This window comes from Ruegeria sp. H7 (genome assembly GCF_056532945.1).
The window spans coordinates 752,765-775,351 of record NZ_JBQFNZ010000001.1 but is presented as its reverse complement, the minus strand read 5'-3'; the positions used below and the strand labels follow the sequence as shown (position 1 = coordinate 775,351).

Below are 22,587 nucleotides of genomic sequence, written 5' to 3'. Positions count from 1 at the left end.
GATCACTGGCGGAGGTCAGACAGGCATTGCAGGATGTTCTCGACCTCTTCATTGTCCGCGCGCACCACCAGATACACCGGCAGCATCAAATCGCGCGCGCCCGTCACGCGCAATAACTCGCCCGAGTTCAAATGCTGCGTGATGACATAGTCGGGGAAATATCCATAGCCGCCGCGCTGTAGAAGATAGCGCAGGGCCATCAGGCAATTGCCCAGAAAAATCGTCTGCCCGGATGCGCGGCGCGCGGTGGATCTGACGTGATCCTGATAGGCCTCGCCCAGTTCTATGTTGACGAAAACCTGATCGGATTTCGTGTTCGCCTTGCTTTCAACCAGACACAGGCGTTCTGGCGGAAGTTCGTGACAGATCACGCGCCGGTCCACGGGTCTTTCGTGGGTCAGAGCCGCATCCAGAACATGGGTTGCAACCGCATCGACCATATTCAGGTCGTGATCATAATTCAGGGTCAGCAGCAATTGCCCGAACCGCTGTTCGAAGCGCACGGCCAAATCAACAAGCAACGGGTCCCAGACGCTAAGTTGGGCACCCAGGCGCAGCGCCAGCCGGTTGTGAACCTGATCGGGCAGATCATTGGCTGCAAAGGACCACAGGGACAGCATCTGCTCGGCATACGGTTTGAACTGACGGCCATACTCGGTCAAAGCCGTCCCTCCGGCCCCGCGCGAGAACAGGGGCTTGCCCGTCGCCTCTTCAAGCGCGCGTATCCGGGCGCTGACGGCGGTTTGTGTGACGTTCAGCTTGCGGGCGGCGGCGTGAAATCCGCCGGTCTCTGCCACACATAGAAAAGTTTCCAGAGCTTTGGTTTGCATATCGAAAGTAATTTTTGATCAATCTGATAAAATCAATTCATTTTTTTGGGTGCTCAGCGTGCAGTATTCTGATGCCAACACCCAAGCCAAAGGACATGTCATGCTGGACAAAAGCCACAAACCCACCTGGACCAGTTTTGAAGAGGCGACCAAAGCCGACTGGGACGCCGTTATGGAGTATGAAGAGGCGTATAATGCGGCCCTGCCGGATCGGATCCTGGATGCAATCCGGTCGCTGGACGAGGACTGGACGCCCTATCCGGTGAACCGTTATCAGCACTGCCTTCAGGCCGCCACGCGCGCTTATGAGGATGGGGCGGATGAAGAACTGGTGGTCGCCGCACTGATCCATGACACCGGCGATATTCTGTCGCCGTACAACCACGGTGAACTGTCAGCGGCGATGATGAAGCCCTATGTCAGCGAGAAAACCTATTGGATTCTCAAACATCATTGCGTGTTCCAAGGGTACTATTACAACCATCACCTTGGCGGCGACCGCAACGCGCGCGACAAGTATCGCGACAGCCCCCATTGGGAGGACTGCCGCTATTTCTGTCACGAATACGATCAGAAGGCGTTCGACCCTGATTACCCGACCAAACCGCTGGAGTTCTTCGAGCCCATGCTGCGCCGTGTCCTGAACAAGGGCGAAGGGCACATGGAACTGAACGAAACCGCTGAGGGTTAACAGGCGGCCATCAGGCGATAGACGATCTGCGCGGCGGTAAAATCCCAGGCGGCATTGCCGTCCGGTGCCAGTTCGACCACGTCGAAGCCCACGCATTTGCGCCCTTTCAGCGCGTGTTCGACCAGTCGCAGCGCCTGATAATAGCCCAAACCTCCGGGGACGGGCGTGCCGGTCGCAGGCATCAGCGACGGGTCCAGACCGTCGACATCAAAGCTGACATAGACCATCTCGGGGAAATCCTCGGGCAGGTCAACTGCGTGGATGTTGCCGGTGACCAGTTCCTCGGCATCCACGTGGAAGACGTGGTTCTTCAGGCGGCTTTGCGCCTCTTCGGTGGAAAAGGCACGCACGCCGAACTGGGCCAACCGAATGCCTTCTTCGGCCAGCAGATGCATGACCGAGGCGTGAGAGTGTTTTTCCCCCTGATAGGCGTTGCGCAGGTCGGCATGGGCGTCGATCTGGACGATGCCGACGGGTTGACCCAACGCCCGCGCCACCCCCATCACCGCGCCGTAGCTGAGCGAATGCTCGCCGCCCAGCGTGACCGGCACTTTGCCCGCGCGAATGGCGGAGTCGGTGCGTTGGGCGATGCGTTCCATGATCTCGGACAGGGCGGCATCGCAATCGACGGGCTCTTCGGTGAAGATGCCTTCGACGCAGGGTTCTGCGGAGCCGGTGATGCGTTCCAGTTCGCTACTGGCCTCGATGATCGCCTCGGGGCCTTTGGCGGTGCCTGATCCGTAGGAAACGGTGCGTTCCAGCGGCACCGGGATCACGCGGAACCGGGCGTCTTCGCTGCGCTCGGATGCGGTCAGTTCACTGTCGAGGAAAATGCTCATGAGAGGCGGTCCTTAAAGTCGTCATAGCCGAACTGTCTGATGATCTTCAGCGCGTCCGTTTCGCTGTTCCACAGCGCGATGGTGGGCAGCGGCACGCCGTTGAACGTGTTGGTCTTGACCATCGAGTAATGCGCCTGATCGAGGAAGGCGAAACGCTGGCCGATCTCCAGCGGTTTGTCCCATGTGTAATCGCCGATCACGTCGCCCGCCAGACAGGACGGACCGCCGAGGCGGTAAGTGTGGCCTGTTTCGGCCTCGTCCATGAGGGCAGGGCGAAAGGGGGCCTCGATCACATCGGGCATATGGCAGGTGGCCGAAATATCGGTGATCGCAAGGTTCATGCCATTGGTGGGCAGGTCGAGGATTTCGCCGACCAGAATGCCCGCGTCCAGCGCGACGGCCTCACCGGGTTCGAGATAGACGTCGATGCCGTATTTCTCGCGGATGGCCTGGATGAAAGCGACCAGCCCGTCGCGGTCATAATCGTCACGGGTGATGTGATGCCCGCCGCCGAAGTTCAACCATTTGAGCTGGTCCATGAACGGGGCGAGTTTGGGTTCGACGGCGTCCCATGTGCGCTGCAACGGTTCGAACCCCTGTTCGCAGAGCGTGTGCATGTGCAGGCCATCGACCCCGGTCAGGGTGGCCGCGGTCAGTTGGCTGACTGGCGTCCCAAGGCGCGAGCAGGGGGCGCAGGGGTCGTATTTGGGGATCTCGCCTTCGGAATGTTCCGGGTTGATGCGCAGACCCACCTGCACATTGGCGGCCTGGGCTTTGGCAAGGAAGCGGTCTTTCTGTGCCGGGCTGTTGAAGATGATGTGGTTGGACAGCGACAGGATTTCATCCATGTCGGTGTCTTTGTATCCGGCGCAGAAGGTGGCGACCTCACCGCCATATTCTTCGCGGCCCAGACGCGCCTCATAGATGCCGCTGGCGCAAGTACCGCCGAGGTGCTGGCGCACCAGTGGGGCCAGCGAGAACATCGAAAACGCCTTGAGCGCGCTGAGGACATGCGCGCCGGAGCGTGTGCCGATATCGGCGAGGATGGTCAGGTTGCGCTCGACGGCTTTTTCATCGACCACGAAGCAGGGCGTGGGAACGCGGGTGAGGTCGAAATTGCGGAAGGCGCCGGCGTCGCCGGCTTGCGTGGTCATCATGTCGGACATAACCGGCGTCTCCTGAATTGGAGAGGCCGGGGGGCCAGCCCCCCGGACCCCCCGGAGTATTTAGGAAAAGGTGAAGTTAAAATTCGACCGGGCCGTCAAGCTCGTGGACCTGCCAGGGCAGACCGTGTTCGTTCAGCATGTCCATGAAGTTGTCCGGGTCCAGCTGTTCCATGTTCCACACGCCGGGTTCGCGCCAGTTGCCTTTCAGCACCTGAGCGGCACCGATCATTGCGGGGACGCCGGTGGTGTAGCTGACGGCCTGACTGCCGACCTCGGCATAGCATTCTTCGTGGTCGCAGATGTTGTAGATGTAGTAGGTCTTCTCGCCCGAGCCGTCCTTGGCCTGACCTGTGGCGATGTCGCCGATGCAGGCCTTGCCCTTGGTTTCCGCGCCCAGATCGCCGGGATCGGGCAGCAGGGTTTTCAGGAACTGGATCGGGATGATTTCCTTGCCGTCATGCATCACCGGGTCGATGCGGGTCATGCCGACATTTTCCAGCACCTTGGCATGGGTGATATAGGCGTCGCCGAAGGTCATCCAGAAGCGGGCGCGCTCGATCTCGGGGAAGTGGGTGCTGAGCGATTCCAGTTCCTCGTGATACATCAGGTACATATTCTTGGGGCCGATGGCGGGGAAGTCGAATTCGACCTTGTGGGTCATGGCGGGGGAGTGTTTCCACGCGCCATTTTCCCAGTGGCGCACTTCGGCCAGCACTTCGCGCAGGTTGATCTCGGGGTTGAAATTGGTGGCAAACTCCTGATCGTTGCTGCCGCCATTGGCGTCCAGAACGTCGATCTGGCGGATGGTGTCCAGCTTGTGTTTCTTCAGCCATTTGGCAAAGACCGAGGTCACGCCCGGATCGAAGCCCGAACCGAGGATGGCGGTCAGGCCAGCCTCTTTGAACCGTTCCTGATAGGCCCATTGCCAGTGGTATTCAAACTTGGCCTCATCCTCGGGCTCGTAGTTCGCTGTGTCGAGGTAGTGGATACCTGCCTCAAGACACGCGTCCATCAGCACCAGATCCTGATAGGGCAGGGCGAGGTTCACGAGGATTTCCGCGCCGGTTTCCTTGATGAGCTTGACCGTGTCCTCGACCTTGTAGGCGTCGAGCTCGGCGGTTTTGATCTCCACGCCGACGCGATCCTTGACGGCTGCGGCGATGGCGTCGCATTTCGATTTCGTCCGGCTGGCCAGAGTGATTTCGGTGAAGATGTCCGAATTCATCGCCATCTTGTGCACGGTAGCGTGGGATACGCCGCCTGCGCCGACAACCAGTGTTTTGCCCATGGTGTCCTCTCCTCTCGGGTTATTCGTAATAGGTGTAGCCGTTGATGCTGTCGCGGTAGGCGGCCATCAGGGTTTTGCGGTCTTTGGCCATCAGAGTACCGGTCGAGATCGCCTCGTCCACCATTTTGCGGAAGGCGGCGACGCAGTCCTGCGGGTCGAACTCGACATAGGACAGGACTTGACTGATGGTGTCGCCCTCTTGTTCGTGCAGCAGGTCGAAACCGCCATCGGCGCGCAGGTCGATGGTGACGACATTGGTGTCGCCGAACAGGTTGTGCAGATCGCCCAGTGTTTCCTGATAGGCGCCGACAAAGAAGACGCCCATACAATATTCGCCATCCTCGGGCAGGGAATGCACCGGCAGGCTGGGCGAGACACCGTCGGCCAGAATGAAACGGTCGATCTTGCCGTCGCTGTCGCAGGTGATGTCGGACAGGACCGCGCGGCGGTCGGGGGTGTCGTTCAGCCCTTGCAGTGGCACGATCGGGTGCAGCTGATCGATGGCCCAGACGTCAGGCAGGGATTGAAACAGCGAGAAGTTGCAGTGGTAGATATCGGCCACTTTCTCAAGCTGGTCGTCTACATCCGTGTCCAGCTCGTCGCTTGCCGCCAGCGCCTTGAGGCGGGCCATCAGCGACAGATAGATGCGTTCGGCGCGGGCCATCTGGCGCAGGTCGACATAGCCGCGTCTGAACAGCGCGCGCAGTTCATTGCGATAGAAATTGGCGTCATTCCAGCATTCCTGCAGCCGGTCGCTGGACAGGTAGCCATGCACGGCGGCAAGGTCCGAGACCATGTGATGGTCGTCGGGTTCAACCTCGGGGCCGTTGGGGGCGTCATAAAGCGTGCTTTCCAGCACGTTGAACACCAGCATCGACGATGTCGCCACCACCGCGCGACCGCTTTCGGTGACCAGCGTGGGGTGGGGCACCTCGGCCTCGTCCAGCGCGTAGGCGACGGTTTCGACCACGTTGGCGCAATATTCCTCGACCGTGTAGTTGATCGAGTTTTCGGCGGCCTTTTTCTCGCCTGTATAATCCACACCCATGCCGCCGCCGAGGTCCAGATGGGTCAGCGGCACGCCCTCGCGGGTCAGTTCGGTATAATAACGACAGGCCTCGCCGACGGCGCGGCGCACGTCGTTGACGTCCTGCACCTGAGAGCCCAGATGCGAGTGCTGCAGTTTCAGGCAATGCAGCAGCCCGGCCTCTTTCAGCTTGTCCACGGTGGCCACCAACTGGTCGGTGTTCATGCCAAAGGCGGATCGGTCGCCCGAGCTTTCCTCCCATTTGCCGCTGATCTGGTTGGTCAATTTCACCCGCGCGCCCAGCAGCGGTTCGATGCCCAACTCGTTATAGACCTCGATCACGGTATCGGCCTCTTTCGGGCTTTCCAGCACGATCACCGTATTGAAGCCGATCTTGCGGCTGAGGATGGCAAGCTGGATGAACTCGGCATCCTTGACGCCGTTGCAGACGATCAGCGCGTCGCGCGACAGCCGATGCGCCAGGGCAATCACCAGTTCGGGTTTCGACCCGGCCTCGAGCCCGTAGTCGTATGTCTTGCCGAATTCGACGATCCGGTCGACCACCTGCGCCTGCTGGTTCACCTTGATCGGGAACACGCCGCGATACGCCCCTTGGTAGCCGGTGCGGGCAATCGCATCGCGGAAGCTTTCGTTCAGATGCGCGATCTCGTGTTCCAGATAGGATGTCACGCGCAGCAGCATCGGGGCCTTGATGCCGCGGTCGTCCAGATCGGTCAGGATGCCGGGCAGGCTGATCGCCTCGGCCTCGGGGGCCATCGGATTGCGCAGACCGATCTCGCCCGCCTCCGTCACCTCGATGAGGCCCTTGCCCCATTTCTCAACCCCGTAGATGGAATGCGGTGCGTCGGGCGTGTGTTTCAATCAAGTCAGTCCTTAACGTAGGGTGCCGGTTTCGCGCCCGCCAATACGGCAGCAGTTTGATTCTTCCAAGTGTAAACTATGTGACGGGGATTGCCGAATTTTATGCGAAACTGCGGATCGGGATCAGATGGTTGTCCCATTGGCAATCAGACCGGGTCAGGATCTGTGTCCGCGGCCCGTCCAGCGTGCCGACAAGGCCGGTTCCTGTAGTGAAGACCAAACCGTTCGGATCAGACCCAAGACCGCAGACATCGTTCAAGGCGAAGGCGTCTAGGAAGGTTGCGGTCTGCACATCGAACCGGTGCAAAGCGTTGCCGCGCGGGCAGGTGATGGCGATGGCCGTCCCATCGGCTGAAAACGCTATACTGCCTGCATATCCCTGTAACCGGCTTTGATCCGCTTCGGGGGCCGATAGCAGCGTCGCAGCTTCACCCCGGCGGTGCAGACCCACCAGCGGAGGATGCTCGGACGCACTGCCCTGCCATTGCATCGCAAAACCGACAAGCCCGTCATCGCGTACGGCCAGATGCCGGATCGAGTTCTTGTGCATGGCGCGCGGCAGTTCCACCTGTTCCAGCAGTTTTCCGGACAGATCGAGGTAACTCAGATTCGGGCGCATCACCGGCAGGTTCAGTTTGGTGCGTCCGGTGTCCGGATGGGTTTCAATCCCGCCATTGGCGATCACCAGCGACTGCCCGTCTGGCATCAGTCGCATGTCATGGGGGCCAACGCCGCCAGACGAGAACTCACCCAGACGTTCAAAACTGTCCGCGTCCCAGATGCTAACTTTTCCGGTACCGGCTTCATAGTCGTTTTCGGTGGCAAAGAAGTGCATGCCATCGGCCGAAAACGTGCCATGCCCGTAGAAATGTCGCCCCTCCGGGGCTTCAAGCCGGGCCAGTTCCGTGCCGTTGGCGCAATCGATCACAACGGCGAAGGTTCCGGGGCGGCGCGCGAAGGCGACAGCCTGCGCTTTGTTCGGATGTGCGGCGGCGGCGTGGCCGCGCGCGGGCAGGGGCAGGGCGAACAGGATATCTCCATCGGCGGTCAACCCCGCCAGACGGAATGAACCGTCGGGGAACAGCCCTGCAGCCAGATAGTCTGGCGCGCCAACGGAAGCCCATCCCCGGATCGGGGTGATGCTCGCCGCCGCCAACCCGGCAAGAAAACGCCTGCGACTGGTCAAGGCTCAGTCCCCGTCCAATGAGTTGAAGCCTGCGCTGATCCCAAGGGTTGGGCCAAGTTCGGTTGAGGCGATGGTGCGGATGTCGGTGATGGATTGTTGCAGGGCTTCGATCCGAAACCGCGCCGCAGGGTCCGCCACGCCGGCCAATGCCGGATCATCAATCGACCGTGCAGTGCCTATCGCGCGAGCGAAGGCGGCGTCCAGATCGGAGGCGACCTCGGGGTGATCAGAGGATAACCGCGCCGCCAGATCGCGCAGCGCGATCAGCGACAGTTCCACATGCCGCAAGGATCGTTCAGAGCGTCGCGCCTCGGCCCGCTTGGGACGCGTGCGGTCGAATGTTCCGAGCGGTCGCCCCAGCCTTGTTGATGCGGTGAACTCAAGACCGGTCGAGAGCGCCTTGAACAACTCCTGCAGTGCCTCATCCTGCGTCCTATAGCGACTGTTGACGCCGGGTTGGGTCAGGCTGGGGGCGTAGGTCTGCCAGTCATCGGCCATCGCGCGGGCATTGGCGTCAATATCCGCTGTGATCACCTGAATCAGGGCGCAGCGGTAAGCAGCACTGCCCTGATCGGCAAACGCAGGGTCAAACAGCATCCGCTCCAAAGCAAAGAACCCACGCCCAGCCACCGAGGTTTCGGCGTAGACCTCAACGCTTTCAACGGCCGCGTCTTCGGCGGTGATATGCTGCGACAGGGCCTTGGAGGTAAACCCTTTGGTGTTGGGCCAGAAGGCCATGGCAAAAGCACGGTCATCCACCTCGGTCGGTCCAAAGCGTAAATGGCTGAGGGAAATCCAGCTGTCGAAAGACGCGCCATAGGCCGCGCGCAGGGCGGGTGAGGTTGGTTCGCAGTCCTGCTGTGCAGTCTCGGCCAGCGCGTCGGCGGTATCCGCCAGTTCGGCGAACCGGGGCAGGATATGCGACTGGGTCGCATCCAGCAGGATTGCGGAACGATCCTGTGCCAAAGCGCTAACCGGTAGCATCAGTGATGCGGCGATGAGGGGCAGTATGCGCATGTCAAAGGCTCTCAAGGAAACGGATCAGGGCGTCCCGGTCGGCCTTGGGCATTGAGACGACGGCATGGCGCGCCGCCTGCGCCTCGCCCCCGTGCCACAGGATCGCCTCCAGCAGATTGCGGGCGCGCCCGTCATGCAGGAATTGCGTGTGGCCCGAGACTCGTTCGGTCAGGCCAACGCCCCACAGCGGAGGCGTGCGCCATTCGCGACCGGTTGCGCGGGCTTCGGGGCGGTTGTCGGCCAGACCTTCGCCCATGTCGTGCAGCAGCAGGTCGGTATAGGGCCAGATCAACTGAAAACTCTGTTCGGGCCGGTCGTCCATGCGGTGTGTCACATGGGACGGCGTGTGGCATGCGGTGCAGCCCGTGGTGTAGAACACCTCTTTGCCGCGCAGAACCTCAGGGTTATCTACGTCGCGGCGGCCGGGCACGCCCAGATTGCGGCTGTAGAAGGCCACAAGATCCATGCCGATCTGATCGATCTCAAACCCGCGCGTGTCATCATCGCCATGCGGCGCGTCCGTGCAGGTGATCTGCGCGTCGGTACAATCCCCGTGCGGGGCCGGGAACAGTGGGCTTGAGATGCCGATATCCCCGGCAAAGGCCGCCGCTGACTGCTCCATGATCGTTGGCATGCCCGCCTTGTGCCCAAACCGGCCCATCATGGGGACATCGTATTCTGCCGACCAGACGATGTTCGCCCGGCCCGAGATCCCATCGCCATCCGAATCTTCGGGGTCGGCTTTGGCCAGAAGATCAGCGACCGGGATCGCCTCCAGCAAACCAAGGCCGATCATCTGCGGCGCGACGCGGGGGCTGAGCATCGCATCCGGGTGCAACGGACCATAGCCCAGATCGGCGGCCCGATAGGTCGGGCGGCGCAACGACACGATTTCGCCGTCCGACAGCGCGACCGGGACCTCTTCGTAAGTGATGTCCAACTGGTATTCCGCCGGGTGTCCGGCCAGCGCGAAGTCTTGCATCTGGCCACCATATGTCGGCTCTGGCAGGGTCGCGATATAATCCTCGATCTCGGGAAAGCCGTCGTTTGGGCCGCCCGGTATGGAGACTCGCAGGAACATAGACACCGCATTGTCATCCGGCCCGTTCGGCGTGTGCCCGCGCCCGTCCTTGATGTGACACCGCTGGCAGGACCGCGCGTTGTAAAGCGGACCCAACCCGTCAGATGCCAGCGTCGATGACGGCGACGACACCCAGATTTTCTTGAACAGCCCGTTGCCGACCTTGAAATCAAGCTCTTGCTCAAAGCTTAGGTTGCCCGAGGGTTGGGAAAACGCATCCGCATCGTTGCGCACGCGAACCGTTGCGGCCCCGGCGGGCAGGTCTTCGAACCGCTGTGGCACGCTGAAGTCCTGCGGCGGTGCAGTGACCGCCTCAACGCGGGCGCGTTCGTCATCGGTGCGGGGGGTGATGTTCAGGTGAAGGTCCTGCAGGGGAAGGTTTTGGGTTTCAGCAGGCAGGGCCGGGGTGGCCGCCAGGGCGGCCACTGACAGGGCAAAAAGACTATTCGCCTTCGTCCATTTTCGATGCGTTGAGTTGCGCATAATTGGCTTCGCCGATCCTTTCGTACAGGTCGAGCTGCGTTTCCAGGAAGTCGATATGGCCTTCCTCATCTGCGATCAATCCTTCGAACAGCGTCATAGAGACGTAGTCCCCGGCTTCCCTACAATAGTCGCGCGCTTCGGCATAAAGGGCACGAGCGTCCAGTTCGGCGGCCAGATCACACTCCAACGTTTCCTTTGGGTTCTGACCGATACGCAGCGGGTCCAGCTTTTGCAGGTTCGGGTGACCTTCCAGAAAGATGATGCGCTCAATCAGCTTGTCCGCGTGCCCCATCTCCTCGATGCTTTCTTCGCGGCTTTTCTTGGCCATATGGCCAAGGCCCCAATCTTCCTGAAGCCTGTAGTGTAGCCAATACTGGCTGACCGCGGTCAGTTCATGCCGCAGGGATTTGTTGAGATATTCTATGACCTTGGGATCGCCCTTCATCAGCTTTCTCCTGTGATACTCCGCTGCGCAACGCGCGGAGTTGCATGGGGACTTCCAGATTATCGCTTGAACGCATCGTGTCTAGGAAAAGCGGCATGCACCCGCCGCAATCCGCCGACTTTCCGAGGGCGTGGTAGATTTTGCCCGGCGTGATGATGGCCTGCGAATCCGCCGCGCGCATCCAGTCAATCGCGGCGCGGATGTCGTGGTCAGAGATGTTGGTGCAGTGGCATACGATCATGGCGAATCGAGGCTCGTTAGATTTCTTACTTAAATAGTAGGTTATTTGTTTCAGGTCCAGCGCGCTTTCATACGTCTTCGTGACCAGACCGGTCGGAACCGAGGTGTCGCCCCGTTTCCGACCGACGGGGCCGTTTAGTGGAAAACCGCGTCGGGGTTGTCCAGGCTGTCCGAGCCTTCGAACTCGATGTTGTCAAGCTCAAGTGCTGTGACGATGCGTTCGATGGTCTTGGTCTGGTCGATCAGGCCGTTGACGCCGCCCATGATCAGCGCCTCGCCACCGGCATTGCCGCGTTCCAGCATCTGGTCATAGGCAAATCCGGCCTCGGCGGTCGATTTCATCACGCCAAGCGCCAGCATCGTGTTTGCCAGCTTGGTCTTCATTTCCGCGTCCAGCGCAGGATCGCTTGCGATCACCAGCTCCGACAGCGATGCGCCGCTGACCGGCGTACCGTCGATACGGGTATAGCTGCCCAGATAGACGTTCTGGATGCCAACCCCGTTATAGTAGTGGTCGTTATGGGTGTTGTCGGCAAAGCACGAATGCTCTTCTTCTGGATCGTTCAGCATCACGCCCAACCGCATGCGTTCACCTGCGGTTTCCCCATATGACAGCGAACCCATGCCGGTCAGGATTGCACTGATGCCAGCGTCTTCGTTTTGGGTCAGAGCGGCGCGGGCTTCTCCACCTTCGGCCCACTGTGCCGCCATCCATTCCAGATCGCTGACCAGCAGATCGGTGGCAGCGCTCAGATATTGCGCGCGGCGGTCGCAATTGCCGTTGGTGCAGTCATCGCCCTGCGCATAGTCGGTGGCCGGACGGTTGCCCGCGCCAGCACCGTGGCCGTTCAGATCCTGACCCCACAAAAGGAACTCGATCGCGTGGTAGCCGGTGGCGACGTTTGCCTCGACCCCATCTGCCTCGTGCAGCGTGTCGGCCAGCAGCTCCGGCGTGATCTGGGACGCGTCAACCGTGTTGCCCGACAGATCAAAGCTTGGGTTGGCAATGACGTTCAGAACGGCGAACTCGTTTTCGTCGCTGGGCCCACCGTAAGAGGCGTCAACATAGTCGATCATCCCTTCGTCCAGCGGCCATGCGTTCACCTTGCCTTCCCAGTCATCAACGATGGCATTGCCAAAGCGATAGACCTCGGTCTGCTGGTAGGGAACACGCGCCGCCAGCCAGGCCGCGCGGGCGGCGTTCAGCGTGGCATCCGACGGATCGGCGATCAGGGCGTTAACGGCCGCTTGCAGCGATTTTGCCGCGATCAGGCTGTCGTCATATTTGGCTTCGGCGATGTCGGCATAGGTGTTCAGAACATCGGCTTTTGCGGGTGCATCACCGGCCAAGGCGCTGGTTGCGGCACAAAGTGTTAAAGCGCTGGCAGCGGTCAATAATCTGGTCATGAGGGTTCAGTCTTTCCTGTCAGAAACGGCTAAGTGGGCGAGTGGCCACATAGAGTTATGTATCAATAACTGAGTGATTAAGTCAGATTTGTCAACCTGAGTTTTATTGTCGGAAATTAAGCCGGGCAAGGTAGCAATCACCCGCTTATTCCCCATATCTGGCGAGGCCTGAACGCGGGGCTTGCGTTGCGCAACAGGGGATTCGGGCTAAACTGATCGGTGTGATTCTATTTTGGTGGTACTTGGTTAATGAAATGCGCGGTTTTGGCATTGTCCCTTTTGCCGGCGGCTGTCACGGCCCAGGCAACGCAGCTGGAAAGCCAGCCTGAACGTGGGACCGGACGGTTAGCCATTCAATTTTCGGGTGCCGAGTTTGCACTGTCTCTGGCAGTTCCCAGCGCGGATATTGTCGGGTTCGAGCGGCCTGCCGCCTCGGATGAGGACCGCGCCATGGTTGCGGTGGCAATTTCGGACCTGTCTAAGCCATTGGAGTTGTTCGTACTTCCGGAAGAAGCCCGATGCTTTACTGCCTCGGCGAATGTGGCCCTGACATCTGATGCGCAGGGTGCGCCAACCCAGGCGATCGGAGCCGAAACAAGCCCATCCGAGACCCCCGAACTGTCCGAGTTTCAGGCCGATTACGTGATCCAATGTCAGAGCATCGAGGCGCTGAACACAATCGAATTCGCCTATTTTGATCGGTTCGAAGCAACTCAGAAGTTTCAGGTCAGTGTCGAGCGGTCTGATGGGCTGCACACATTCGACGTCACCCGCGCCACGCCACTGGTGGATCTGTCGGGGCTTTAGCAACAATCCCAGCGCTCAACGCCCAATGAGCCCGCCAAGGGGACATTCAAACCATCTGTTGTCGGGAATTTTGGTAGCGGAGGAGGGACTTGAACCCCCGACACGCGGATTATGATTCCGCTGCTCTAACCAACTGAGCTACTCCGCCATGAGTGAGAGGCGATTTAAGGGAGCCGCTGGGGAGGGTCAAGGGGGAAAAGACCGGATCACAGCGGATTCTTTCAGATCGTTTGCGTGTTTTCGTCCTCGCCGGAATTCGATGTGTCCGCAGCGGATTGAATGACCCTGCGGATGAAATCTGCGCACTGGTCCGGAACCGTGATTGGCGTCATGTGGCCCAAACCGTCAACCTCTTCGTAGAACAACCCAAACTCCGTCATCGGAGGTCCGTGCAGCGCCGGAGACAGGATCGTGTCCTGCGCGCCGTAGAATACGCCGCCCGGGGTTCGCAGTTCGGGGTAGCGGGCGCTTTGGGCTGCGATGCTGTCATCCACGCCGACAAGATCCTGCGAGGCGGTGACGAAGGCTGACGGTCTTAACCCCAATGCCCCGCCCGCGCGGCTTAGAAAATCGTCCGGCACCGGTTCCGGGTCAAAGGCGAAATGCAGGGAATGGGGGGCCGTTTTGGCGGCAATCGGAACCGCCAGCGTGTTGCCCACCAGATTGCGTATCCATTCCGAACGGATTTCCAGCGATTTGAAGATCACTGGCGGGGCGGGCATCTTGTGGGTCAGCGGTGCCAGCATGGCAAGGGCTGCCACCCGGTTCGGGTAATCCAGCGCGATGGCCAGTGACAGCGCGCCGCCCAGGGAATGCCCCACCAGCACCGCGTCGGATATGCCTTTGACTTCAAGAAATTCGTTGATCATCCGGGCCTGTTCCGGCAGCCGCCCGACCTCGGGCGCTTCGCGGGTCGAGTAGCCACATCCGGGGCGATCCAGGGCGATGACGTGATATTCATCGGCCAGCGCGTCGACCAAAGCATAGGTGAAATGCTGCAACTGCCCCGCCAGTCCATGGATCATGACAATGGTCTGCGCCTCGGGGTTGCCTTTTTCAACATAGTGAATGCTGCCCCCGGTGACAGGAACGATCTGCCCCAACTGCGGAACAGTTTTGAACCCCTCGTTGGTCAGATGCCGGGTCCAGAGGTGCATGACCAGCAGGACGGCCGCTAAAAGGGCGATTAGGATCAGCACAATTGTCATCTCATCAATCTCCTGCCGCGTCAGGCGCGGGCCCGTAGTGTTCCATTCCTGACCGGGCCATACGCTTTTGGAATTCTGCGACGGTTCCGGGCCACAGCGTCGTGTTGCGCCCCTTGGCATCCAGATACCAGGACGTGCAACCGCCGGATTTCCAGACACCGTCTGCGTGGCGGTCCTGCATTTCTTTGGTGAACGCCTCTTGTTTCTCGGCATGCGGCGTGATGGCGTCCAGCCCTTGATCCGCCATCGCGCTCAGCACTTCGCCAATATGGCTGACCTGCGCTTCGATCATCAGCACGACCGAGTTGTGGCCAAGCCCGGTATGTGGCCCGAGCAGAATGAAGAAATTCGGGAAACCCGCGACGGCGGTGCCCAGATTGGCCTGCATCCCGTCCGACCACGCCTGCCTCAGCGTCAACCCGTCCAGGCCGGTAATGTCCAGACGTTCGGCAATGTCGGTGACGTGAAAGCCGGTGCCCCAGACCAGAATGTCGGCCTGCGTCTCGGACCCATCGGTCGCAAGTATCTTGTCGCCGTCGATGGATGCCACGCCCGACGGGATAACGTGAACATTGTCACGTGTCAGGGTGGGGTACCAGTCGTTGGAACTGAGGATGCGCTTGCAACCGATCTGATAGTCCGGGGTCAGTTTCTCGCGCTCGGCCGGATCGGATATGGCACCGTGCAGCGATTTGCGCCACATGTTCATCGCATACGCCACCATGAGCTTTTCGCCCCGGAACACGCGGTGGCGAAACTCGAAAAAGGCGAAAATCAACCCGCGTCTGATCCGGGCCAGCAAGGGGACGCGCCGGTACAGCCGCCGGACCCAGGGCGCAATTGGACCGTCCGGGCGCGGCAGGACATAGGGCGCACTGCGTTGAAAGACCGTCACCTGTTTCGCGGTCTTTGCGATTTCGGGCACAAACTGAATGGCCGATGCCCCGGTTCCGACAACAGCAACGCTCGCGCCGGTCATGTCAATGTCGTGGTTCCATTCCGCTGAATGGAAGCTGGGACCGGGGAAGCTGTCGGCGCCGGGAATGGCCGGAATGCTTGGAATATGCAGCGCGCCGATTGCGGACACCAGAAACCGTGCCATCCAGGTCTGGCCGCTTTCGCTTTCGACATGCCAGTGATCCCCGTCCCATCTGGCGAATTTCAGGCGTTGGTTGAACTGGCACAGATCGTACAGTCCTTCATCCCGCGCGACGTTCTGCAGGTAAGCCTGTATTTCCGCACCGCCCGCATAAGACTGGCTCCAGTCCGGATTCGGATGCGTTGCCATGGAATACAGGTGCGAGGGCACATCGCAGGCAACACCGGGATAGGTGTTCTCGCGCCAGGTGCCGCCGATGTCATCGGCCTTTTCAAGAATGATGATGTCGCGAATGCCGCGTTTTCGGGCCTCCAGCGCCATGGTCAACCCGGCGAACCCCGCGCCGACGATCAGCATCTGTGTCTTTTGCGTCAAAACCTTGCCTCCCGGCACAACCATATGGAGATAACCCAAAGATAGGAAGGGGTGTGGTTTTGAGAAGCAAGTTATCGGGAATAAAAGTAAATCAGTGGGTGCTTGCGCTGTGAACAATTGGCACGTGTGCGTGTCACAGGTTCAGCCGATCGGCCCGCCCGTGTTGCACCAGTCGCAGGTTCAGCTCATCCGCCTCGGGTGCGCCGTGTTCCAGCGCAAAGACAAAGGCGTGGGTCAGGTAGAAACAGGCGGCGTCAATGTCGCCTGCCTCCTCGCGTTCATCTGCGGCCATGGTGTAGTATCGGACAAGGCCCGCGTGATCGTTGCCGGCGTGCGCGGCAAGAAGCAAATCGTCAAGCGCGGCCCTGTCCATGCCCAACGGCCTATTCTGACCGTCCATTTTCAATCTGTGTCGCGACCCAATGGTGGAAATTATGCGTGGGGCCGTCCATCGCGGGTGAAAAGCGGCCACCGTCGAACAGCATACCGTGACGCCCCTTTTGCATCCCTTCGACGACAAAGACATCCTCTTCGAACACGGTTTTCCAAAGCTGCGCGTTTGATGCCCGCAGACCGTCATGCTGGGGTGTCTCAGCCTCGCTTTTGGCATAGTAGAGCTCGATATGCTCGACGGTGTTTTCCTGATCCACCGGTTCCAGCACGATGGCAAAGCTGTGATCGCGCTGAACGCCCAACAGCACGTTGGGATACAGCGCCACATATTCCGCGCCCTCATCCCATTTGTCGCTAAGGCCTTCGAAATCCGGCAGGGTCGCACCGTCTTGATCTGTCAGTTGCCGGTAGACCAGCGTGCCCTGACCCGAGTAATGCCCGCGCTTTTCGATATTGTAGTGGTCCTCCAGCCGGGAATAGCTGTTCAGGCCGGGATGCACCCAGGGCAGGTGATAGCTTTCGCAGTAATTCTCGACCGCCAGCTTCCAGTTGGTTTTCACCTCCAGCTTGAAGGAGGATTCGTCGCCGCCGTGAAACAGCGGGGTTTCGAACTCTTTCCAACGTTCCAGCAGCTCGCCGTGGGCGTCTTCGAAAGAGGGCGCATTGCCGTCGACATTCACAAAGATCACATCGCGCCAGACATGCGAGCGGATACGGACCAGCCCGAGGTCTTCGTTCTTGACGTCTTCGTGCTTGTTCTGGCCGGGGCCGCCGACATGAGGGGTCGCACGCAGCTCACCCTTCAGGCTGTAGCACCAGCTGTGATAGGGGCAGCGGATGGCCCCGCCGATTTTCTTTGGCGCGTCCACAAGGATCATGCCCCGGTGGCGGCAGGTGTTTTGAAACACGCCAACCTCGCCATCGCGATCCCGGACGATAAGCAGCGGCATTCCCAGAAAATCGACCGGCTTGGCGTCACCGATTTCAGGCACGTCCTTGCCGAACCCGATGCCTGACCAATTCGCGTACAGGACAGATTTCCGTTCTTCCGCGAACATGGCCGGATCGACGTAATGTTCATTCGGCAGACCATTGGCTGTGTTCACATCGGTCAGAACCGACGAGAGCGGGCTGTGCTTGTTCATCGAACTCTCCTGCGGTTGGGAATTGCCTTTCAGTTTCCTATTGGCGGACAGGTTGGGGGGACATCAATATCAGAAAAGCTCATCAATGGGTGAGTTGAACTAAACCGAACCATCGCGCACCTCGTCGATGATCCAATTTTTCAGGGCTCGGGCGTTGTCGGACAACTCCTCGTCCGGGCGTCCGACAAGGTAAAACTGGTTCGGCGCTTCCAGAAAATGTGATCCGATCGGCACCAGTTTACCGGATTGCAGCATTGGCTGAATCAAGCGTTTCCACCCCAGGGCCAGACCCGCCCCCTTGCGGGCCATCTGCAATGCGACCGAATAGCTGTTGACCCGCGTTTCCATTGTGATCCGGTCTGTATGGCCGAGTTGACGAAACCAGTCGGGCCAGGTCGTCCAACTGTTGTCTTCGGAATCAAGATGTATCAGCCGCTGTTGCGCAAGGGTTCTTAGCCCTGTACCGGCCAACTGTTCGGCAAGTTCGGGGCTGCCGACCGGCATCAGGTGATCCCGAAACAGCGGCGTATGATCCAAGTTGGGATCACCATCGCGCCCGTAGCGGATAAAAAAGTCCAGATCGGATCGATCCTTGAACGGGCGATCCTGCGAGATCTGGTCGATGCTTACTTCGGGCATTTCACGCCAGAACCGGATCACGGATGGCGACAGCCACAAGGCCGCGACGGAGGTGGTCGATCCGACCGTGACCTTACCGCCATATGACCGATCCCGGATGGTCGAAAGCGATTTCGAGATGCGCCCGAAGGATGATGACAGCGCCTCGTGCAGCGCCTTGCCGTCATCCGTCAGAGCGACGCTGCGGTGTTTGCGCTGAAACAGCGGTGCTTCCAGATAGGCCTCCAACGCCTTGATCTGATGGCTGACCGCGCCGGGTGTCACCGAAAGCTCTTCGGCGGCGTTTTTGAAGCTGAGATGGCGGGCGGCCGCCTCAAAAGCCGACAGGGTTGTCAGGGGCGGCAGTTTGTAGTGGCGACGGGACATAGGGACCTGGCTGGCTTCGGGTTAGTCTTGCTCGTGCGACTATGAAAATTTTTATCGTTGAACGCCAGCATTTGATGCATTGAGAATGCGCCAAATTCTGATGTTTGCGAATTTGGAGTCGTCAATCCCCCCCGAACGGGTCGGTTTTAGTGAGCCGCTGTGGCGAAGGGCGCTTTAAACAGCTGACCTAAGAAATGTCATGTCCCACACGTTGTCAGCAACGCGTTTTGGGCCCGGCCCGAGATGTCCGCGCCTGTCGGGCTGGCTGACCTAGGCAAAGGACCAAAGGCGAACGCCCGGCAAAGGACGCAAAACCGGCGCCCACCGAGGACACCCGCGCAAGCACAGGAATGCGGACGCGAAACGCGCACTAACGAAGAAAACAAGATGAGAGGGCACTGCGCTTGCAAAAGCTCTCCGGATAATCGGATCGACAACACGGAGGAGAATTATGTCGGTACCTGAACCATTCACGGATCTAGAGATAGAAACGGCCGACGCCGGTTTCTATGAAAATTACAGCGTGCCAATCGCGCTGATCAGCAAGGGCATCATGGTGGCCTTGGTGCTGTGGGCGCTGGTGTTTCCGGCAAACGCAAACAGCACATTGGGCAGCTGGAACGGTCGGCTGCTTGAAAGCTTCAACGGCTTTTACGTGATTATTGTTGGCCTGTTCTTTTTCTTTCTGGCAATTGTCGCGATCATCCCCTCGACCGGAAAGCGGATCATGGGTACGCCGGGTGAAAAACCCGAATTCTCGAATTTCTCGTGGTTTTCGATGATGTTCGGCGCTGGTCTGGGCGTTGGCCTGATGGTGTTTGCCACCGCCGAACCGCTGGGCCTGTGGGGGTCGAACCCCGTAGTCGTGTCCGGCTCGGTCGAAGGCAACAGCCCTGAGGCGCTGCAATCGGCTTACCGGTTCACCTATCTGCACTATGGCTTCCACGCCTGGGCGATCTACGTGGTGACCGGCCTGTCGCTGGCCTATTACGCGTATACGCGCAACATGCCCCTTACCATTCGCTCGGCTCTGACGCCTTTGTTCGGTCGGCTGATGAACGGGTTCCTTGGTCATGTGGTCGACGTGCTGGGCGTTGTGGCGACGATCCTCGGTGTTTCGGTGACCATCGGCTACGGCGTCAGCCAGTTCATCGATGGGGTCTACGCCATCACCGGCATGCAGTGGGTCATGGATCTGGGCGGTGACGTGCCAACCCCAAGCAAAGTGGGTCTGATTGCAGGTCTGCTGGTCATCATGTGCCTGTCGATCATCTCGGCTGTTTCGGGCGTCGGGCGCGGGGTAAAGTACCTGTCGAACCTCAATCTGGTGCTTTCGATCATCCTGCTGGGAACGTTCGTCGTGTTCGGATCGTTCGTCTTTGCCATGACGACCTATGGTTCGGCGATGGTCGATTACATCCTGAACTTCCTGTCGCTCAGCTTCAGCGCCTATGGCCCGTTGTCTGCGGAATCCTTCGCAACGGCCTTGCCTGCCGAGGCGCAGGCCCACGCCAACGACTTGTTCGGCGGCGCAACCAACGCCTGGGGCAGCTTTGACGGCTTCAAAGGCGGCCTTGAAGGCGCCGCAGCCGAGTTGGACGAGGCCACTCTGACCGCTGCATACGCTGCTGGTGAGCAGGGCCGTCAGTTCGGATGGCAAGCCGGTTGGACCACGTTCTACTGGGCCTGGTGGATCGCGTTCTCGCCCTTCGTGGGCCTGTTCCTTGCACGTATCTCCAAGGGCCGTTCGGTGCGCGAGTTCATTCTGGGCTGTGTCTTTGCACCTGCACTGGTCTGCTTTGCCTGGATGACGGTTCTGGGTGGTACGGCGATTGATCTGGAACTGGCAGGTGCTGCAGAAGGTGCGATCATTGGGGCATCGAACACCAACAAACTGTTCGTGACCCTGTCTTACATGATCGATGGCGGGCTGCTGTCCATGCTGAACGTCATGTGCGTGATCCTGATCATGACCTTCCTCGTGACCTCGGCGGACTCGGGCATTCTGGTGATGAACACCATCATGTCGGGCGGCAGTCAGGAAACCGGCGTCAAGCACCGTATCATCTGGGGTGTGATCCTGACCGCTGTGATCGGTGCGCTGATCCTTGCAGCCGGGGACAACAACCCAATGGACGCGCTGCGCAACGCGATGATCATCGGGGCGTTGCCGTTCACGATGGTCATGGGCTTGATGTGCGTCGCACTGGGCAAGGCCCTGTTCCGCGACGGGCAGCGTGACAAACACGCGGCCTCGTCTACGCAGGCGGCTGAATAATTGCTGTTGCGATCCCTTGAAAACAACAAACGCCGCCCAAACCGGGCGGCGTTTTTCGTGTCGCTTCCTGCAAGCACATATCGCAATCAGAGAGGTGACAGCCCGGCGAATCCCCCAAAGTGAAACGCAAGATGGAGGATTGCCAAGTGAACATCCGTACGACAACGCGCGCCGGTGGGCGCTCGGCCCGCCGCGCGCTGCGCACCGCACCGAACTTTGACATGTTGCCCGGTCTGACCCGGGGCATTCCGCTATGCGAGGTTATGGACGGCAACCAAGTTGAACGCATCGACAATGCCTCGAAGGACATCCTTGAAAACGTCGGCGTTCAGTTCCGTGACCCGATTGCCCTGGAGGACTGGAAGAGGGCAGGAGCCAAGGTTGAAGGTGAGTTGGTCTATCTGGATCGGGGCCTTGTGCGCGAGTTGATCGCGACGATCCCGTCTGACTTCACATACCACGCCCGCGACCCTAACAAGAATGTACGTTTGGGTGGTAAACACTCGATCTTTGTGCCGATGACCGGCGCGCCCTTCCTGCGCGATCTGGACGATGTGCGCAGGAACCCCACGCTGGACGATCTGGCGATGTTTCACAAACTCAGCCACATGATGCCCGCGCTGCATTCCTCGGCGCATCATATCGTGGAACCGTATGACCATCCGATCAGCCAGCGGCATCTGCGCATTACCTATTCGTCGATGAAACACTCGGACAAGACGTTCATGGGCATGACCACCTCGCCCAAGAACGCCGAAGACGTGATGGAGATGTGCGCGATCCTGTTTGGCGAGGATTTCCTTGAGGATCACCCCGTTACCACCGGCAATTGCAATGGAAACTCACCGCTGGTCTGGGATGAGACGATGCTGGGCGCGATGCGGGCCTTTTGCCGCCGCAATCAGCCCGTCTTGTGTTCTCCGTTCGTTTTGGGCGGGGCCAATACGCCTGCCTCTGTTCCCGCCACGGTCGCACAGCTAAACGCCGAGGCGCTGAGCGCGCTGGCCTATACGCAGGTCATCCGCAAAGGGGCTCCGGCGATCTATGGTCATTACCTGTCGACAGTATCGATGAAATCCGGCGCACCGATGGCGGGTACGCCCGAGATCAGCCTGATGAATTTCATGATCGGTCAAATGGCGCGGTATTACGATGTGCCTTGGCGCACCTCGAACACGTTGGGCGGGGCCAAAACCTTTGACGCGCAGGCAGGGTATGAATCGGCGACGACGCTGAGTGCGGTGATGCATGCTGGGGCGAACTACATCTGGCACAGCGCCGGGTGGAACGAGGCCGGAATGCATTGTTCGGTTGCCAAGTTCATTGTCGATGCCGAGCAATGCGCGATGGCCTACCGCATGGCCGAGGGGCCCAAATGGGGCGATTTCGACGAAGCACTCTCTGCCGTCCCCGAGGTCGGGCCTGGCGGGCATTATCTGGGCCACCCCCACACGCAGGACAATTTCCAAACCGCGTTCTTCATGCCAGAGATGTTCGATAACAACTCGATCGAACAATGGGTGGCCGAAGGTGAGGTCGAAATAACCGAACGCGCGTTGACCCACGCCCGCAAACTGCTGGCCGAGTATCAGGAACCCACGCTCGACATCGCCAAGAACGAAGAGCTGCTGGACTACATCGCCCGCCGGGAACGAGAGATCCCGGCCGCCGATGAGTTGAACCAGACCTACTAAA

20 protein-coding genes and 1 tRNA gene are annotated in these 22,587 nt (G+C 59.8%); 4 read left to right on the top strand and 17 right to left on the bottom strand.

Annotated features, from left to right (window positions below):
* Window positions 1-2: 2 nt before the first annotated feature.
* A complete protein-coding gene (locus tag ACR0AC_RS03655; protein WP_480871981.1) occupies window positions 3-830 on the bottom strand; it encodes a LysR family transcriptional regulator in 828 nt (275 codons plus the stop codon).
* 100 nt (window positions 831-930) lie between these two features.
* Between ACR0AC_RS03655 and ACR0AC_RS03650 the strand changes: the two genes are divergently transcribed.
* Window positions 931-1,521, top strand: coding sequence for an HD domain-containing protein (locus tag ACR0AC_RS03650; protein WP_480872218.1), 591 nt, complete (start codon window positions 931-933; stop codon window positions 1,519-1,521).
* Here ACR0AC_RS03650 and speB read toward each other — a convergent pair.
* From speB to ACR0AC_RS03600, 10 genes are all read right to left on the bottom strand, one after another.
* Complete coding sequence (gene speB / locus ACR0AC_RS03645) at window positions 1,518-2,360, bottom strand: agmatinase (RefSeq protein WP_480871979.1); 843 nt, start codon at window positions 2,358-2,360, stop codon at window positions 1,518-1,520. The genes ACR0AC_RS03650 and speB overlap by 4 nt on opposite strands.
* Window positions 2,357-3,526: a carboxynorspermidine decarboxylase gene (gene nspC, locus ACR0AC_RS03640; protein WP_480871977.1), complete on the bottom strand. Its 1,170-nt coding sequence runs from the start codon at window positions 3,524-3,526 to the stop codon at window positions 2,357-2,359. The genes speB and nspC overlap by 4 nt, the downstream gene beginning before the upstream one ends.
* Window positions 3,527-3,602: 76 nt before the next feature.
* Window positions 3,603-4,814: a saccharopine dehydrogenase family protein gene (locus ACR0AC_RS03635; protein ID WP_480871976.1), complete on the bottom strand. Its 1,212-nt coding sequence runs from the start codon at window positions 4,812-4,814 to the stop codon at window positions 3,603-3,605.
* 19 nt (window positions 4,815-4,833) lie between these two features.
* On the bottom strand, window positions 4,834-6,723 hold the full coding sequence (gene speA, locus ACR0AC_RS03630; RefSeq protein ID WP_170452481.1) for a biosynthetic arginine decarboxylase: 1,890 nt from the start codon (window positions 6,721-6,723) through the stop codon (window positions 4,834-4,836).
* A 100-nt stretch (window positions 6,724-6,823) separates the two neighbouring features.
* Complete coding sequence (locus ACR0AC_RS03625; protein ID WP_480871974.1) at window positions 6,824-7,909, bottom strand: DUF1513 domain-containing protein; 1,086 nt, start codon at window positions 7,907-7,909, stop codon at window positions 6,824-6,826.
* Between the two features lie 3 nt (window positions 7,910-7,912).
* On the bottom strand, window positions 7,913-8,926 hold the full coding sequence (locus ACR0AC_RS03620; RefSeq protein WP_480871972.1) for an imelysin family protein: 1,014 nt from the start codon (window positions 8,924-8,926) through the stop codon (window positions 7,913-7,915).
* Window position 8,927: 1 nt separating this feature from the next.
* Window positions 8,928-10,490: a di-heme oxidoredictase family protein gene (locus tag ACR0AC_RS03615; RefSeq protein ID WP_170622961.1), complete on the bottom strand. Its 1,563-nt coding sequence runs from the start codon at window positions 10,488-10,490 to the stop codon at window positions 8,928-8,930.
* On the bottom strand, window positions 10,450-10,935 hold the full coding sequence (bfr, locus tag ACR0AC_RS03610; RefSeq protein ID WP_170452473.1) for a bacterioferritin: 486 nt from the start codon (window positions 10,933-10,935) through the stop codon (window positions 10,450-10,452). Before bfr ends, ACR0AC_RS03615 begins: the two co-directional genes overlap by 41 nt.
* A complete protein-coding gene (locus tag ACR0AC_RS03605; protein WP_170452471.1) occupies window positions 10,883-11,176 on the bottom strand; it encodes a (2Fe-2S)-binding protein in 294 nt (97 codons plus the stop codon). The genes bfr and ACR0AC_RS03605 overlap by 53 nt, the downstream gene beginning before the upstream one ends.
* 134 nt (window positions 11,177-11,310) lie before the next feature.
* Window positions 11,311-12,582: an imelysin family protein gene (locus ACR0AC_RS03600; protein ID WP_170622962.1), complete on the bottom strand. Its 1,272-nt coding sequence runs from the start codon at window positions 12,580-12,582 to the stop codon at window positions 11,311-11,313.
* 270 nt (window positions 12,583-12,852) lie between these two features.
* On the opposite strand from ACR0AC_RS03600, the gene ACR0AC_RS03595 reads away from it, so the two are divergent.
* Window positions 12,853-13,389: a ZrgA family zinc uptake protein gene (locus ACR0AC_RS03595; protein ID WP_480871970.1), complete on the top strand. Its 537-nt coding sequence runs from the start codon at window positions 12,853-12,855 to the stop codon at window positions 13,387-13,389.
* 71 nt (window positions 13,390-13,460) lie between these two features.
* Here the strand turns inward: ACR0AC_RS03595 and ACR0AC_RS03590 are convergent.
* The 6 genes from ACR0AC_RS03590 to ACR0AC_RS03565 form a co-directional block, all read right to left on the bottom strand.
* A tRNA-Met gene (locus tag ACR0AC_RS03590) sits at window positions 13,461-13,537 on the bottom strand.
* 73 nt (window positions 13,538-13,610) lie between these two features.
* Window positions 13,611-14,597: an alpha/beta fold hydrolase gene (locus tag ACR0AC_RS03585; RefSeq protein WP_480871969.1), complete on the bottom strand. Its 987-nt coding sequence runs from the start codon at window positions 14,595-14,597 to the stop codon at window positions 13,611-13,613.
* Between the two features lie 4 nt (window positions 14,598-14,601).
* Window positions 14,602-16,071 carry a flavin-containing monooxygenase gene (locus tag ACR0AC_RS03580; RefSeq protein ID WP_480871967.1) on the bottom strand — a complete coding sequence of 490 codons (1,470 nt, stop codon included), beginning with the start codon at window positions 16,069-16,071 and terminating at the stop codon, window positions 14,602-14,604.
* A 133-nt stretch (window positions 16,072-16,204) separates the two neighbouring features.
* A complete protein-coding gene (locus ACR0AC_RS03575; RefSeq protein ID WP_170632158.1) occupies window positions 16,205-16,444 on the bottom strand; it encodes a hypothetical protein in 240 nt (79 codons plus the stop codon).
* Between the two features lie 10 nt (window positions 16,445-16,454).
* Window positions 16,455-17,609, bottom strand: a complete 1,155-nt coding sequence (locus tag ACR0AC_RS03570) for an aromatic ring-hydroxylating oxygenase subunit alpha (RefSeq protein ID WP_170452462.1) — start codon at window positions 17,607-17,609, stop codon at window positions 16,455-16,457.
* A gap of 99 nt (window positions 17,610-17,708) precedes the next feature.
* Window positions 17,709-18,614 carry a LysR substrate-binding domain-containing protein gene (locus ACR0AC_RS03565; RefSeq protein WP_480871965.1) on the bottom strand — a complete coding sequence of 302 codons (906 nt, stop codon included), beginning with the start codon at window positions 18,612-18,614 and terminating at the stop codon, window positions 17,709-17,711.
* Window positions 18,615-19,065: 451 nt separating this feature from the next.
* On the opposite strand from ACR0AC_RS03565, the gene ACR0AC_RS03560 reads away from it, so the two are divergent.
* Window positions 19,066-20,892 carry a BCCT family transporter gene (locus ACR0AC_RS03560; RefSeq protein ID WP_480871963.1) on the top strand — a complete coding sequence of 609 codons (1,827 nt, stop codon included), beginning with the start codon at window positions 19,066-19,068 and terminating at the stop codon, window positions 20,890-20,892.
* 146 nt (window positions 20,893-21,038) lie between these two features.
* Window positions 21,039-22,586: a trimethylamine methyltransferase family protein gene (locus tag ACR0AC_RS03555; RefSeq protein WP_480626308.1), complete on the top strand. Its 1,548-nt coding sequence runs from the start codon at window positions 21,039-21,041 to the stop codon at window positions 22,584-22,586.
* The last annotated feature ends 1 nt before the right edge of the window (window position 22,587 follow it).